Source organism: Cellulomonas sp. NPDC055163 (assembly GCF_053607065.1).
Window position 1 is genome coordinate 360376 of sequence record NZ_JBSGSU010000001.1, and the last position, 14697, is coordinate 375072.

Annotated in this window: 14 protein-coding genes and 1 riboswitch; of the genes, 4 read left to right on the plus strand and 10 right to left on the minus strand. The window is 75.2% G+C overall.

Annotated elements, in window-relative coordinates:
* Window positions 1-21: 21 nt before the first annotated feature.
* The 3 genes from ACWFNE_RS01555 to ACWFNE_RS01565 all read right to left on the minus strand — a co-directional run bounded on the left by ACWFNE_RS01555 (window position 22) and on the right by ACWFNE_RS01565 (window position 4008).
* A complete protein-coding gene (locus ACWFNE_RS01555) occupies window positions 22-1035 on the minus strand; it encodes an alpha-ketoacid dehydrogenase subunit beta (protein ID WP_452120698.1) in 1014 nt (337 codons plus the stop codon).
* The gene (gene pdhA, locus ACWFNE_RS01560) at window positions 1032-2171 is read right to left on the minus strand and encodes a pyruvate dehydrogenase (acetyl-transferring) E1 component subunit alpha (protein ID WP_452120699.1); all 1140 of its coding nucleotides are present in this window, start codon (window positions 2169-2171) and stop codon (window positions 1032-1034) included. Before pdhA ends, ACWFNE_RS01555 begins: the two co-directional genes overlap by 4 nt.
* A 508-nt stretch (window positions 2172-2679) precedes the next feature.
* Window positions 2680-2754: riboswitch (cyclic di-GMP riboswitch) on the plus strand.
* A 252-nt stretch (window positions 2755-3006) separates the two neighbouring features.
* Window positions 3007-4008: a hypothetical protein gene (locus tag ACWFNE_RS01565; RefSeq protein ID WP_452120700.1), complete on the minus strand. Its 1002-nt coding sequence runs from the start codon at window positions 4006-4008 to the stop codon at window positions 3007-3009.
* Between ACWFNE_RS01565 and ACWFNE_RS01570 the strand changes: the two genes are divergently transcribed.
* Complete coding sequence (locus ACWFNE_RS01570) at window positions 4007-5665, plus strand: PKD domain-containing protein (protein WP_452120701.1); 1659 nt, start codon at window positions 4007-4009, stop codon at window positions 5663-5665. The genes ACWFNE_RS01565 and ACWFNE_RS01570 overlap by 2 nt on opposite strands.
* Window positions 5666-5687: 22 nt before the next feature.
* On the opposite strand, the gene ACWFNE_RS01575 is transcribed toward ACWFNE_RS01570, so the two are convergent.
* The 4 genes from ACWFNE_RS01575 to hisC form a co-directional block, all read right to left on the minus strand.
* Window positions 5688-6242, minus strand: coding sequence for an isochorismatase family protein (locus tag ACWFNE_RS01575; RefSeq protein WP_452120702.1), 555 nt, complete (start codon window positions 6240-6242; stop codon window positions 5688-5690).
* 85 nt (window positions 6243-6327) lie between these two features.
* Window positions 6328-6747, minus strand: a complete 420-nt coding sequence (locus tag ACWFNE_RS01580) for a MarR family winged helix-turn-helix transcriptional regulator (RefSeq protein WP_452120703.1) — start codon at window positions 6745-6747, stop codon at window positions 6328-6330.
* A gap of 59 nt (window positions 6748-6806) precedes the next feature.
* A complete protein-coding gene (locus tag ACWFNE_RS01585; protein ID WP_452120704.1) occupies window positions 6807-7667 on the minus strand; it encodes an MBL fold metallo-hydrolase in 861 nt (286 codons plus the stop codon).
* A gap of 244 nt (window positions 7668-7911) precedes the next feature.
* Window positions 7912-8988 carry a histidinol-phosphate transaminase gene (hisC, locus tag ACWFNE_RS01590; protein WP_452120705.1) on the minus strand — a complete coding sequence of 359 codons (1077 nt, stop codon included), beginning with the start codon at window positions 8986-8988 and terminating at the stop codon, window positions 7912-7914.
* A gap of 82 nt (window positions 8989-9070) precedes the next feature.
* Between hisC and ACWFNE_RS01595 the strand changes: the two genes are divergently transcribed.
* Window positions 9071-9451: a phage holin family protein gene (locus tag ACWFNE_RS01595; protein ID WP_452120706.1), complete on the plus strand. Its 381-nt coding sequence runs from the start codon at window positions 9071-9073 to the stop codon at window positions 9449-9451.
* A 122-nt stretch (window positions 9452-9573) separates the two neighbouring features.
* Here the strand turns inward: ACWFNE_RS01595 and ACWFNE_RS01600 are convergent, their stop codons facing one another.
* Both ACWFNE_RS01600 and ACWFNE_RS01605 read right to left on the minus strand, forming a co-directional pair.
* A complete protein-coding gene (locus tag ACWFNE_RS01600) occupies window positions 9574-11196 on the minus strand; it encodes a hypothetical protein (RefSeq protein WP_452120707.1) in 1623 nt (540 codons plus the stop codon).
* Window positions 11193-11537: a hypothetical protein gene (locus ACWFNE_RS01605; protein ID WP_452120708.1), complete on the minus strand. Its 345-nt coding sequence runs from the start codon at window positions 11535-11537 to the stop codon at window positions 11193-11195. Before ACWFNE_RS01605 ends, ACWFNE_RS01600 begins: the two co-directional genes overlap by 4 nt.
* A gap of 218 nt (window positions 11538-11755) precedes the next feature.
* Between ACWFNE_RS01605 and ACWFNE_RS01610 the strand changes: the two genes are divergently transcribed.
* The gene (locus ACWFNE_RS01610) at window positions 11756-12733 is read left to right on the plus strand and encodes a DMT family transporter (protein WP_452120709.1); all 978 of its coding nucleotides are present in this window, start codon (window positions 11756-11758) and stop codon (window positions 12731-12733) included.
* A gap of 76 nt (window positions 12734-12809) precedes the next feature.
* On the opposite strand, the gene ACWFNE_RS01615 is transcribed toward ACWFNE_RS01610, so the two are convergent.
* Entirely contained in the window at window positions 12810-13652 is an 843-nt protein-coding gene (locus ACWFNE_RS01615) for a class II glutamine amidotransferase (RefSeq protein ID WP_452120710.1), read from the minus strand.
* A gap of 321 nt (window positions 13653-13973) precedes the next feature.
* Here ACWFNE_RS01615 and ACWFNE_RS01620 point away from each other — a divergent pair, with 321 nt between their 5' ends.
* On the plus strand, window positions 13974-14684 hold the full coding sequence (locus tag ACWFNE_RS01620) for a hypothetical protein (RefSeq protein WP_452120711.1): 711 nt from the start codon (window positions 13974-13976) through the stop codon (window positions 14682-14684).
* Window positions 14685-14697: the final 13 nt, after the last annotated feature.

The window sequence follows — 14697 nt, forward strand, 5'->3', positions numbered from 1 at the left end:
TCTCCTCAGAACGCCAGGCGGTCAGAACGCGAGGGTGCGGTCGACCGCGTCGAGAACGCGGTCGAGCCCGGGCAGGTACTCGTGCTCGAGCTTGGACACGGGGTACGGGCTGTGGAAGCCGCCGACCCGCAGCACGGGCGCCTCGAGGTGGTAGAAGCACTCCTCGGTGACCCGGGCCGCGACCTCGGCGCCGCTGCCGTAGAGCGTCGGGGCCTCGTGCACCACCACGCAGCGGCGCGTGCGGCGGACCGACTCGACGACGGTCGCGGTGTCGAGCGGGGAGATCGTGCGCAGGTCGACGACCTCGACGCTCGTACCCTCCGCCTGCGCGGCCGCGGCGGCCTTGAGCGCGACGGCGACCGCCGGCCCGTAGGCGACGAGCGTCACGTCGGTGCCGCTGCGCACGACCTGCGCGCGGTCCAGCCCGGTCGCCGCGGACGCGTCGTGCGGGGCTCCGACCGCGGCACCGAGGTCGACCTCGGCCTTGTCCCAGTAGCGGCCCTTGGGCTCGAAGAACAGCACCGGGTCGGGCGAGGCGACGGCCTGCTGGATCATCGTGAACGCGTCCGCGGGGTTCGACGGGCTGACGACCCGGAGCCCGGCGGTGTGCGCGAACAGCGCCTCGGGCGACTCGCTGTGGTGCTCGATCGCCCCGATCCCGCCGCCGTACGGCACGCGGATGACGACGGGCAGGTTCAGCCGGCCGCGCGAGCGGTAGTGCATCTTCGCGAGCTGCGTCGTGATCTGGTCGAACGCCGGGAAGATGAACCCGTCGAACTGGATCTCGCAGACCGGGCGGTACCCGCGCAGCGCGAGCCCGATCGCGGTGCCGACGATGCCGGACTCCGCGAGCGGGGTGTCGACGACGCGGTCCTTGCCGAAGTCCTTCTGCAGCCCGTCGGTCACCCGGAACACACCCCCGAGCGCCCCGATGTCCTCACCCATGAGCAGCACCTTGGGGTCCTGCTCCAGGGCCCGGCGCAGCCCGACGTTGATCGCCTTCGCGAGCGAGATCTTCTGGACGTCGGCGCTCATCGCGCGCTCCCCTCGGTCGCACCGGTCACGAACGACGCCTCGTACCCCTCGAACCAGGCACGCTCGGCGTCGACGACGGCGTGCGGGGTCGCGTACACGTGCTCGAACAGCGTCGACGTCGGTGGTGCGGTGAACCCGTGCACCGTCGCCCGGACACGCTCACCGAGCGCCGCCGCCTCGGCGTCGACCTCGTCCAGGAAGTCCTGCGGCAGCTCGTCGGTCGCCGTGAGGTGCAGGCGCAGGCGGTCGATCGGGTCGCGCTGGCGCCAGTACTCCTCCTCCGCGGCGGAGCGGTACCGGGTCGGGTCGTCGGACGTCGTGTGCGCGCCCATCCGGTACGTGAACGCCTCGACGAGGGTCGGGCCGCCGCCGGACCGGGCGCGCTCGAGCGCCTGCAGCGTCACGGCGTACGACGCGAGGACGTCGTTGCCGTCGACCCGCACGCTCGGCACCCCGAAGCCCTTGCCGCGGTCGGCGATCGGGACGCGCGCCTGGTGCGTCGTCGGCTCCGAGATGGCCCACTGGTTGTTCTGGCAGAACAGCACGAGCGGGGCGTTGTTGACCGCGGCGAACACGAGCGCCTCGTTGACGTCGCCCTGCGCGGTCGCGCCGTCGCCGAAGTAGGTGACGACCGCGGTGTCGCGCTCGGGGTCGCCGGTGCCGACCGCGCCGTCGCGCTGCACGCCCATCGCGTACCCGGTCGCGTGCAGCGTGTGCGAGCCGATGACGAGCGTGTACAGGTGGAAGTTGTGCGCCTCGGTGTCCCAGCCGCCGTGGTCGATGCCCCGGAACTGCCGCAGGATGTCCGTCAGGTCGAGGCCCCGCACGTGCGCGACGCCGTGCTCGCGGTACGACGGGAAGACGTAGTCCTGCGGCCGGAGCGCGCGGCCGGAGCCGACCTGCGCGGCCTCCTGGCCGAGGCTCTGGGCCCACAGGCCGAGCTCGCCCTGGCGCTGGAGCGCGGTCGCCTCGGAGTCGAACCGCCGCACGAGGACCATGTCGCGGTACATGCCGCGCAGGTCCTCGGGCGTGACGTGCGCGACGAGGGGGTCGTAGGTCGTGTCGTGGACGCGCGCCCCGGTGGGGGTCAGCAGCTGGACGAGTCCGTCATCCGTCAGAGGGCCGTTCGGGCTCACGCGGTGACTCCTTCGTGCGGGGCGAGACGGGGGCACGAGCGCTGGTCGTAGCAACCTACGTCAGCGTAGGCTACGTGACCGTAGGTTGGCGGGGGACCCCCCGACAACCGTCGCCGTGCCGGATTGTCGGTATCCCACACCCCGGGGTGCCGGCCCGCACGGCGAAGAGGCGGGCACGTGCCACCGGCGATCCGGAGCGCGGGCCCGCCTCTCGTGCGTCCGGGGCCCGCCGCCGCTCTCGGCCCGCCACCGTCCTCGGCCCGCCACAGCGCTCGGCCCGCCACCGTCCTCGGCCCGCCACCGCGCTCGGCCCGCAGCCGCGCTCGGCCCGCCGCATCCCGCGGCCCGCCCTCCCGGGGGCCCGCCCTCCCGGGGGCCCGCCCACACCGGCCGGCTCGATCTCACCCGCGCGAGACGTGCGTCTCCCCCGCACGCGCTCACGACGCGCCCGCACGCGCCGATGACTCAGGCACAGGCACCCGCGCACACCTCCACCCTGCGCGGGCACGGACGACAAAGGCAAACCCGTCGCGAGGCGGGGACGCAAAGCCATGGGGCCCCCGCGGTCAGCCAGGCCACCGAACCACGGAGCACACGTGCACATCAGCCCAGCCGGCTCGCCGGCACGTCGACCGCGCACTCCCCGGCGCCGGCCGGCGGACCGTGTCACCCTCCCGTCGAGCGGCCGGGCGGCGGCCCGGCGCGGGCTGCACGCGCTCACGACCCTCGCGCTCACGACGGCTCTCGTCGCCACGGCACTGACCTCCGCGCCCGCGGCGGAGCGCACGGACGGCCGTGCTGCCGTCTCCGCAGCCCCCTCGGCTACGACGAAGTCTCAGACCGCCGCACCGGGCGGCGCGGAAGGCACGACGACGGTGGACGGCCCGGTCGCGGCTGCGGCCGGCGGACTGCCCGACGGGGGCCTGGTGCGCGGCGAGCCGGCCGACGCCGCGCGGCTCCTCCGCACGGTCCTGCCCGCCACGGGACCGGCGACGACAGCCACGTCGACGGCGGTCGTCGCGGGCCTCACGTCCGCGACGTCCGTCCCGGCCGCACCCGCACCCGCACCCGCACCCGCAGCACCGTCCAGCGCCGCCCGCCTCTCGACCTCCGTCTCCGGCGCCGCACCCGCGCCGCGCGTGGCGGGCCTCGTGCGCGAGACCGTCCGGCCGGTCGGCGGACCCGACCCGTCGCTGGTCTCGCTCGAGGGCAGCGTCCGGGTGAGCCCGCGGACCGCGGACGTCCGTCGGGCCATCCCGCCGACGAACTCGGTCCGGCGCCCGACCCCGACGCCGAAGCCGGTGCTGCCCGTCCGACCGACCCCCACACCGACGCCGTCGGCCACCTCGACACCCACGCCCACCCCGACCCCGTCGGCCACCCCCAGGCCGTCCACCACCCCGACGCCCACCGCTGCACCGTCGCCGACACCGTCCGCCGCACCCTCGCCGTCGGTCACGCCCAGGCCCTTGCTCACCCCCACGGCCTCCGCGACCCCCACGGCCACCCCGACCCCGTCGCCCGCCCCCACGGTCACCCCGACGAGCTCGGCCACCCCCAGGCCCTCCGCCACGCCCACGACCTCGGCGAGTCCCAGCCAGACGCCTCTGCCGTCCGTGACCCCCACGCCGTCGGCCACCCCGAGGCCCTCGGCGAGCCCCACGACCACCGCGACACCGTCGCCCACCCCCACGCCCTCCCCGACCGCGAGCCCCGCACCGCCCACGCCGACCACACCCCCGGTCCTCACCGCGTCGCAGCAGCTCACGCCCGCCCAGGGGCTGCTGTTCGGCGCGTTCGCGGGGACGCGGGACGCGCCGGACACCGAGACGGCCATGCGTGACCTGGAGAGCCTGATCGGGCGCAAGCTCGACCTGCACCGCTGGTACTCGATCTGGGACGACCCGATGCCGCCGGTGTCGGTGCGGCAGTCGGTGGAGCGTGGCCGCACGCCGGTCCTGTCGATCCTGCCGAAGCTCCGCAACGGCACGAAGCTGCCGTGGGCCGAGGTCGCGAGCGGCGCGCACGACGCGCGGATCCGCGAGCAGGCAGCGGGCATCCGCTCGCTCGAGGTCCCGCTGTACCTCGTCTTCCACCACGAGCCCGACTACTCCCCCGAGTACGGCTCGCCCGCCGACTACCGCGCGGCGTACCGGCACTACGTCGAGGTGTTCCGCACCGAGGGCGTGACCAACGTGGCGTGGACCTGGGTCATGACCCCGGCCGCGTTCAACAGCCCGCCGACGACCCCGACGAAGGTCGGCGCCGACGACCTGTACCCCGGCGACGACGTCGTCGACTGGGTCGCGCTCGACCCGTACAACTGGAACGGCTGCACGACGGGTGTGCCGCAGCGCTGGCGCACGATGTCGGAGATCGCGAGCCCGTTCCGCGCGTGGGGCGTCGCGCACGGCAAGCCGCTGATGCTCGCCGAGTGGAACTCGTTCGAGGACGCGCTCGACCCGGAGCGGAAGGCGAGCTGGTACCGGGAGACGATGTCGACGCTGGCCTCGTGGCCGGAGGTCAAGGCCGTCACGGTCTTCAACACGACCGGCAACTGCGAGTGGTGGATCACGTCGTCGGAGCGGGCGGTCGCCGGGTTCGTCGACGCCGGGGCGCGCCCCTCGGCGCACGGGCGGGCCTCCGCGTGGCTCGTGCCGTCGAGGCTCGCCGGCCCGTCGCCGCTCACGGTGACGTTCGACGCCTCCCGCAGCACCGGCAGCGGCCACACGAACGGGACCGGCGTGACGCGCTGGACGCTCGACTTCGGGGACGGCACGTCCACGGGCGGGGAGGGTCAGCCGCCCGCGGCGGTCCCGCACACGTACGCCGGGGGCTCGTTCCAGGCGGTCCTGACGGTGACCGACGCGGCGGGCACGTCGAACGTCGACCGGCACACCGTCACGTCGGCGGCCGCACCGAAGGCGTCGACCGCGGTCCGGAACGTCACGACGACGTCGCTCGAGCTCAACGCGTGGGTCGAGACGGGGGGCATCGTCGGGCACGCCCAGATGGAGTGGGGCCCGACGCCCGCGTACGGCAGCACGAGCCCGGTGATGGACCTCGCCGCTGTCACCGGCAAGACGCAGGTCGCCGTCACCGCCCCGAACCTGCAGCCCGGCACGACGTACTACTGGCGCCTGACGGTGACGACCGCCGTCGGCACCACGGTCCTCGACCTGACCACGTACACGGCGGGTCCGCCGACGACGACGTGGGCCGGCGCGACCCTGGTGACGGCCGGGTCGGCCGAGCCGTACGCCGGCGTGCACCCGCACCGCGCCGTCACCACGGCGTACCTCGAGTGGGGGACGACGCCGGCGCTGGGCAGGGTCACGGCGTCCCAGGACCTCGAGGCGCTCACGTACGAGAAGACGCTGCGCTACCCGCTGACCGGCCTGGCGCGGGGCACCACGTACTACTTCCGGGTCGTCGCGACCAACGAGCACGGCACGCTCGTCGGCCCGACGAAGACGTTCCGGACGGCGTCCTGACGGGTGCGGGTGCGGCCCGGCCTCAGCCCGTGAAGGTGACGTCCGCCGTGTCGACGACGCCGCCCGAGCGGCCCGGCGCCGACTGGTCGCTCCAGTACAGGTTGGTGTGCGCGATGACCTGGGCGGGCGGCGGCGCACCCCACGCGCTCTGGTCGTCGGTCGTGTGCGCGTCGCCGACGAGCGTGACGTCGTACCCGCGCGTGAGCGCACCGTGGATCGTCGAGCGGATGCACGCGTCGGTCTGCGCGCCGGCGACGACGAGCCTCCCGACGCGCGCGGCGGCGAGCACCTCCTCGAGCTCCGTGCCCTCGAACGAGTCGCCGTAGAGCTTGTGCACGAGCGGCTCCGCCTCGTTGCGCACGAGCTCCGGCACGTACTCCCACGGCTCGCTGCCCAGCGGCAGGCCCTCGTCGGAGTGCTGGACCCACACGACCGGCACCTGCTCGCCGCGCGCCCGCTCGACGAGCGTCGCGATGCGCCCGACGACCGCGTCACGCTCGTGGGCCTCGGCGACGACGCCCTTCTGGACGTCGATGACGACCAGCGCGGTGGCCGGGCGGTCGGTGAAGGTGGTCATGGGAGCTCCTCGGACGCGCGCCAGTGGTCGCGCCCACCGTAGGACGACCCGCCGACACGCACCGGCGAGGTCCACCGGCTCGCGCTCACACGCAGGTCCCCGGGTCCTCGCTCGTGCCGACGAGCGTGAACAGCATCCGCCGCAGGGCCGCCACCTCGGCGCCGCTGAACGCCGCGAGCGCCGTGGACTCCGCCTGCTCGGCGTCGGCCGCGACGGCGCGACGTGTCTCGCCCCCGGCCGCCGTCAGGGCGAGCACGCGCGCCCGCCGGTCACGGGGGTCGACGCTGCGCTCGACGAGCCCGGCGCGCTCGAGCCGGTCGAGCTCGCTCGTCAGCGTGGTCTTGTCCATGCCGAGCGCGCGCCCGAGCTCGATCTGCGTCAGACCCGGGGACATGTGGAGCGCGCTCAGGACGATGTGGTCGCGGAGCGAGCGGCCGTGCTGCTGCGCAGCGGCTCCGGTCGCCGCGCGCATCCTCTGCGCGGCCCGGTGCAGCAGCCATGTCATCTCGGCGTCCGGCCCGGGTCCGAGAGCCGGCGGGCTGCTCTCCGGGGCCGACCTCGGGCTCACGGTCGCACACCCGCGTCGGTGGTCCCCAGCACGGGGATCGGGTCGTACGCGGAGACGTCGTGCGACGGGACGAGGTGCACGACGTCGCGCAGCGCGATGCTGCGGTCCAGCCCGGTCCGCACGAGGTCGGCGTCGACGTCCGCCAGGAGGCGCAGCAGCCACGGGCGCTCGGCGTGCCGCTCGATGCCGTCGAGCTGCCACGTCAGGTCCCCGAGGAACCCGTACCGCTCGCCCGTCGGGAGGCTGACGAACACCACGACCGACCCGGGGGTGTGCCCGCCGGCACGCGCGACGACGACGGACCCGTCGCCGTGCACGTCGTGGCTCGCCGGGAACCCGAGGTACGGGGGCCCGTCGAGCGTGTACTCCCGGATCTCGTGCCGGGCGGACACGGCCCGGAAGACCGCTCCGTGGGGGTCGGTGACGCCGTACTCGCGTTCCTCACGGGTCAGCCAGACCGGCACGTCGAGCGAGTCGAGGCCGCTGACGTGGTCCCAGTGCACGTGGGTGACCAGGACCCCGAGGAGCCGGTCGACGTCGTAGCCGGCGGCGTCGAGCTGCTCGCGGACGGTCCGCCCTCGCGCGTGCGGTGCGCGCTCGATCCGGGGCAGCAGGCGGACGTGCTCGTCGAGGTGCGCACCGAACCCCGCGTCGATCAGGAGGTCGCCGGCGGGGTGCTGGACGAGCACCGACGTGGCGGCGAACCGGCGACGGTCGCGGAACCGCCCGCCCGTGACCGCGAACGCGGCCCGCGTCTCGTAGGTGCCCGTCGGGAGCTGGTGCACCCGGAGGGTGGAGGGCGGAGCGGCCGGTGGCAGGGGGCCGGACCAGGGGTCGAGCGTCACGGTGCGGGTCACGAGCGCGACGGTACGACTTCAGATGATCCGACACAAGAGCGTTTTAGCGTCCGGGTCGCGCACTGCGGGCCGTCTCCTCGGCCGTCGAGGTCGCCGAGGCTCGCGCACCCGCAGGCGGCGGGGCAGCGTTCCCGACGACGGACTCGTCCTGCACAGGTCGAGCGTCGGCACCGGGCCGGGCCGTCCGCGCCGGCCGACCGACCGACCGACCGAGGGTCGACGGCCGCCGGCGCGGGACACGCCGTCAGCGCCGGAACGACTCCGCGACCTCGAGCAGCACCTCGGTCGCCTCGGGCTCGCCGACGCTGATCCGCACCCCGTCGCCCGCGAAGGGCCGCACGAGCACACCGGCCCGCGTCGCCTCCTGCGCGAACGCCGCCGCGCGCTCCCCGAGCGGGAGCCACACGAAGTTGGCCTCGCTGTCCGGGACCGTCCAGCCCTGCACGCGCAGACCCGCGAGCATGCGTGCGCGCTCCTGCACGACCGACTCGACGCGCTCCAGCAGCTCGTCCTTGGCGCGCAGCGACGCGAGGGCCGCCATCTGCCCGACGTGGGAGACGCCGAACGGCGTGGACGCGGCGCGGATGCCCGCGGCGAGCCGGGGCCGGGCGACGGCGAACCCGACGCGCAGGCCCGCGAGGCCGTACGCCTTCGAGAACGTCCGCAGCACGACGACGTTCGGGTGCTTCGCGAGGACCGCGAGCGCGTCGGGCACGTCCGGGTCGCGCACGAACTCCACGTACGCCTCGTCGAGCACCACGAGGACGTTGCCCGGGACCTGCTCGAGCAGGTGGGCCAGCTCGTCGGCGCGCACCGCGGGACCCGTCGGGTTGTTCGGCGTGCACACGAGCACCGCGCGGGTCCGCGGCGTGACGGCCGCCGCCATCGCCGGGAGGTCGAGCCTGCCGTCCTCGCGCACCGGGACGGGGACTCCCTCGGCGTGCGCGAGCGCGACCGCGATCGGGTACGCCTCGAACGAGCGCCACGGGTAGACGACCTCGTCCCTCGCGTTCACCACGGCGTTGAGCACGTGGTTCAGCACCGCGACCGAGCCGGTACCCGTGACGACCTGCGCGGGGTCGACGCCCAGGTCCGCCGCGATCGCCTCGGTGAGCTCCGTCGCGTACATGTCGGGGTACCGGTTGACGTCCTGCGCGGCGTCGCAGATCGCGGCGACGACCGAGGCGAGCGGCGGGAACGGGTTCTCGTTCGACGAGAGCTTGAACGCGGCGGCACCGACCGGCACGCGCGCACCGGGGACGTAGGCCGGGAGGTGGGCGACAGCGGGACGGAGCGGGACCTGGGTCACGGTGCCCAGCATGCCAGCCGGCGCCGACGCACCCGCGTGCACGCGCGGCCGCGTCTCCCCCGGCGCACGCAGCCGCGGTGGCAGGATCGCGCCTATGGGTTTTGTGCTGCGGGTGCTCATCAACGGCGTGGCGATCTGGCTCGCGACGCTCGTGCTGTCCGGGCTGACGGTCGTCGGGGGTGACACCGCGGCCGAGCGTGCGGGCGTCATCCTGCTCGTCGCCCTGGTCTTCGGGATCGTCAACGCGGTCGTGAAGCCGATCGTGGCGCTGCTGTCCTTGCCGCTCTACGTCCTGACCCTCGGGCTGTTCACGCTCGTGGTCAACGCCCTGATGCTCATGCTGACGGCGTGGATCACGGAGCAGGCGAGCTGGGGCCTGCGGATCGACGACTTCTGGACGGCGCTGGTCGGCGCGCTCATCGTCTCGGTCGTGAGCTTCGCGCTCAGCGTCGTGGTCCCGAAGAGCCGCGACTGACGCTCACGGGTCGCCCCGTGCACCCCGAGCCTCGCAACCGACCCTCATAAGCCGCCCGTGGACCCCGGACCTCCGGCCGACGCTCACGAGTCGCCCGTCGACCCTGACGCCGCGACGGACCCTCACGGGTCGCCCGGTCCACCCCGAGCCTCGACCCGCACCGCGTCGGGCGGCACCGGGTCATCGCGCAGCACGTTCGTGCCCTGGTACTCGGTGACGGTCGCCGTGCTCTCCCCTGCCCCGAAGACCTGCGCGACGGCGGACGCGTCCCAGTCCCGCAACGACGCGTGGCCGCCGGCGTGCTCCGCGATCCTCGCCGCCGACCGGACGTAGACCTCGGTCTCGTGCGCACCGGCCACGCCCCGTGCGGCGAGGCGGTCCTCGACGTGGGGTGACTGCGCGAGCTCGACGCGCACGGTGGTGCGGTGGGGCGTGTCCGGGTTCGGCGCCCCGTCGAGAGCGGGCACGGCGTCGTTGGTGTGCTCGATGCTCAGCACCCGCACGTCGGCGGGGACCGCCATGCCCGCGACGGGCGACCCCGCGGTGAGGACGTGGGTGATGCTGTACCGCGCCCGCACGGCGGGGTCCGCCGCGACGCGCATCGCCGCCATCCCGCCTTGGCTGTGCCCGGCGAGCATGACGGGCTCGCCGGCGCCCACGCCGGCGCGGGCGAGCGCGACGGTGACCAGCGCGGCGGACGCAGCGGCCTGCGCGGCCATGAGCCGCAGGTTCGACTCGTCGTTCAGGGGGTTGCTGGTCCCGAGCCGGTGGTCCTCCGTCCCCGGGATCGCGACGACCCAGGACCGCGTGCCGTCGGGGTGGTCCAGCCGGGTCACGGCGACCGTCCCGGGTTCGCCCTCGTAGCCCGTGCCCACCGCCCCGAGCACGTCCTCGATGCTGCGCGGCGGGGCGCCGGTGGTCGGGCCGGAGCTGCTGAGCAGCGGCACGACGATCGGCGGGAGCGTCGACCCGATGCCGAGCCGCTCGGCGAGCGGGAGCACCGGGACGACGGGGGTCACGCGCACCTTGCCGGTCCCGAGCAGGCGGGCGAGCGGGGCGACGGCGTCGCCGACGGGTGCACGCACGGGGAGCTGGAGACCGGGCCGCAGCGCCCGGAGGTAGGTCGCGACGCCGTGGAGCATCGTCTCCGCCGCGCCCGAGCGCACGAGGTCGCCGGGCCCGACCCAGCGTCCCGTGCTGCGGTACGCCGCCCCCTCGAGGACCAGCCCTCCCGTGAGCCCGGCCACGACGACCTGCCCGACGAGGAACCGCAGGGGCGTCTCCGCCAGGAGGGTCGCCCCGACGGCGGTGAGCCCCCGGACGGCACGCTGAGCGTCGCTCTCGGCAGCCGCGTAGGTCTCCGCGACGCGGTCCAGCGACCGGGCGAGGTCCCGCACGCGCGCCGCCGTCGCCGCCGGGGTCGTGGGCCCACGACGCAGCGGTGCGAGCGCCGCACGCGCGTGCTGACCGGCCGTGAGCGCGTCGGGGCCGGCCCACGTCACGCGCTCGGCGCTCGCGAGGGTCGCGGTGGCGTCGTCGAGCAGGTCGGCGGCGGAGCGCAGCTCGACGGCGGCCCGGCGGAGGTCCTCGAGCCGGGCCACCGTGCCGCCGTAGCCGCCCGTGACCCGGATGCCGGCGGGCTCGGCGGGCTCGGCGGTGCAGCTCGGCGTCAGGTCGGAGCCGTCGGCGGCGGGGTCGTTGGCGGCAGGGTCGTTGGCGGCGGGGTCGTCCCGGTCAGCCCTCACCACGCACCGCCGGGGACACCGGCCGCCGTCGCGGCGGCCCTCGCCGCCGCGAGCGCCTGCACGGCCGTCGCGCGGTCGACCGCGCGGACGTCCTCGAGCGCGCCCTCGACGAGCGCGCCGGTCGCGAGGACCTGACGGTGCGCCTCGTCGAGCGCCTCCCGGTAGCGCGCGGCGGCGTCGGAGACCCAGTCGACCTGCTGTGCCGCGACGAGCCGGCGCGCGGCGTCGTGCACCGTCCCGGCAGCGCGCGCCACGAACGGCGCGACGGCTCCCGCGCCGCCGCCGGTCCACCCCGCCGGCGGCCCGCCGCTCCACCCGGACCCACCCCATGCCTCTGCCATGCGCGGGACGCTAGGGCGGCGCACGCAGCCCCCGTGCGGCGGGCCCGTGCACCGCGCGAGGGCCGGTCGCGCGCGTGGGCTGGGGTCGGCCGGCACCGCGTCCCACACCCAGCACCCGCCACTCCGCCGGTCTCGCGCCCGGCCACCCCGCCGACCCCCGGGTCGCGCCGCGTCCCCGCCTCACGTCCGATGTCGCCCCGGACGGCTACCCTCACCCGGTGTCCCGTCCTTCGGCGCCGCTCGGCGTCCTGGCCGTCGTCGTCGGCTCGTTGTTGTTCGCGGTCAACGGCACGGTCGCCAAGATCGCCATGCAGGCGGGCCTGAGCCCGACGCGGCTCGTCGAGCTGCGCTGCCTCGGCTCCGCCGTCCTCCTCGTCGCCGCTGCGCTGCTGGTCTCGCGCGGCTCGTTGCGGCTGCGCGGGCGCGAGCTCGCGGTCATGGCGGTGCTCGGCGTCGTCGGTGTCGCGCTCGTGCAGTGGTTCTACCTCGTCGCGATCTCCCGCCTGCCCGTCGGTCTCGCGCTGCTGATCGAGTACACCGCTCCCCTGCTCGTGGCGCTGTGGGCGCGGTTCGTGCTGCACGAGCAGGTCCGGGCGCGCGTGTGGTGGGCGCTCGCGGCCTGCCTCGGCGGGCTCGCGCTCGTCGCCCAGGTCGGCGACGGCGTCGTGCTCGACGCCCTCGGGCTGCTCGCGGCCGCCGGCGCCGCGGTGTCGCTCGCGTGCTACTACCTGCTCGGCGAGCGCCTGGTCTCGCGGCGCGACCCGCTCGCGACGCACGCGTGGTCGATGGGGTTCGCGGCGCTGTTCTGGATCGTGCTGCAGCCGCTGTGGACGTTCCCGGTCGGCACGCTCGGGGAGGGCGTCGCGATGCCGGGCCCGCTCACCGGTGCCGAGCCGCCGATGTGGTTGCTCGTCGCGTGGATCGTCGTGCTCGGGACCGCCGTGCCGTACCTGCTGTTCCTCTGGGGCATCCGGGCGCTCGGTGCCGCTCGGGCGGGGCTGCTCGGCATGACGGAGCCCGTCGCCGCGTCGGCGGCGGCGTGGCTGGTGCTCGGCGAGGCGATGACCGCGGTCCAGCTCGTCGGAGGCGCGATCGTGCTGGGCGGCATCGTGATGGCCGAGACCGCGCGGCCGCGCGACACCGGCGAGGTCCGTCCGGACGGCGCCGGGGTGCTCCCGGAGAACGTGGTGCCCTGACACGCTCGTGGAGCGCGCCGCCGGGTGACCCGCCGCCCGCCGCGGCCTCGGCGCACGCCTGACGGGGCTGCGGGCTTCAGCCCACGCCCTGGAGCGCCGTCGGGACGAAGGGCTGGAGCTCCTCGTGCCCCGCGCGGACCGCGATGCACGTGGACTCCGGGACCTCACGCCACGCGCCCTGCAGGTCGCCCAGCGGCTCGGAGACGACGAGGCGTGCGTCGTCGGAGACCTTGGCGAGCACCGGGCTGTCCGGGTGCTGCTGGCGCAGGGTGGCCGCGTCGGTGCTGTGGAAGAGCGACCGGGACCGCCCCTCGCTCGAGTACCGGAACGCCCACAGGGTCTCGCCGTCGGTCGTCGCGACCGTCATCTGCACCGGGTACGGCACGCCGAGGCGCTGTGCGGTCGCCTCGATCACGCCGACCGCCCGCGCGACCGCCGCCGGGGCGTCGTCCATCAGGCCGTAGGTCAGCGCGAGGTAGAAGAACGTCTCGGTGTCGGTGGAGCCCTCGATGTCCGCGTACAGCGCCGGGTCGACCGCGAGCGCCAGGTCGCGCTTCATCGCCGCGAAGCCGTTCAGGTACCCGTTGTGCATCCACAACCAGCGGCCGTGCCGGAACGGGTGGCAGTTCGTCTCCTGCACCGCCGACCCGGTCGACGCCCGGATGTGCGCGAGCACCATCGGTGAGGAGATGTGGGCCGAGAGGTCGCGCAGGTTGCGGTCGTTCCACGCCGGCTCTGTGCTGCGGAAGCGTCCGGGCGTCTCCTGGGCGCCGTACCAGCCGAGGCCGAAGCCGTCGCCGTTGGTGGGCTCGGCGCCGAGCTGCGAGTGCAGGCTCTGCACGATCAGGGAGTTCTTCGGCATGTACAGCAGGTCCTCGATGAGGACCGGGGACCCCGAGTACGCCACCCACCGGCACATGAGCGCACCACCTCTCGTCGCTGACCGCAGGTCCGGGAGCGTCCAGCGTCGCGGGTCACGCGGGACCCGTCGTCATCCGCAGCGCATGACGCCCGGAGCGGGCGCACGTCCTCCCGGGCGGAACGCCCCGACACGACCGCCGTGCGCACCGACCGCACGACCAGCGCGGCGCCCGCTCGTCCGTCGGGGATGAGCCGTCGACCGGCCGCGAAGGGCTTGACTCGGGCCACGCGCGGTGCGCGGCCGGCCGCGTGGGCCGGTGCGGGCCGAGCGCTCCGACCTCCACCCGGGGTCCTCGAGCGGCGGGGAGGGACGACGCGGATGGCACAGCAGGCGACCGTGCAGGGCGAGGGCGACGTCCGGCCCGACGGTCAGGAGCCCCGTCGCCCGCGCGTCCGCCTCGACCTCCTCGTCGCCGTCGTGCTGTCCGTCGCCGCGCTCATGACCGCGTGGTCGGCGTACCAGAGCGCCCGGTGGGGTTCCGTCCAGTCCCTGTCCTACGGGGCGGCGACCGCGGCGCGCCTCGAGAGCAGCCGGGCGTCGACGCTCGCCGGGCAGCAGACCATCATCGACGTCGAGCTCTTCACGAGCTGGCTCGAGGCGATGGACGAGGAGGGTCGGCCGGTCACGGCCGCGTACGCGCCGGACCCGGAGTCGTACTCCGGGTTCGTGTTCGCGCGGTTCCGGGACGAGTTCCGGCCCGCCGTGCAGGCCTGGCTGGCCGAGGAGCCCGTCACGAACGCCGACGCGCCGCCGAGCCCGTTCGCGATGGACGAGTACGTGCAGTCGGCCCGGGGTGACGCGCAGCGCCTCGAGGACCGGGCGAGCGCGAGCTCGGCCGACGCCCTGACCGCGAGCGAGCGCAAGGACAGCTACGTGCTCGTGACCGTGATGTGCTCGAGCGTCCTCTTCCTCGGCGGCGTCGGCTCCAAGCTCGCGTCGGCCCGCGCCCGCACGGTGACGCTCGGGCTCGCGGTGGTCGTCCTCGTCGCCACGGCGGGCGTGCTGGCGAGCTTCCCGGTCCGGGTCTGAGCCGGGGGCGGCG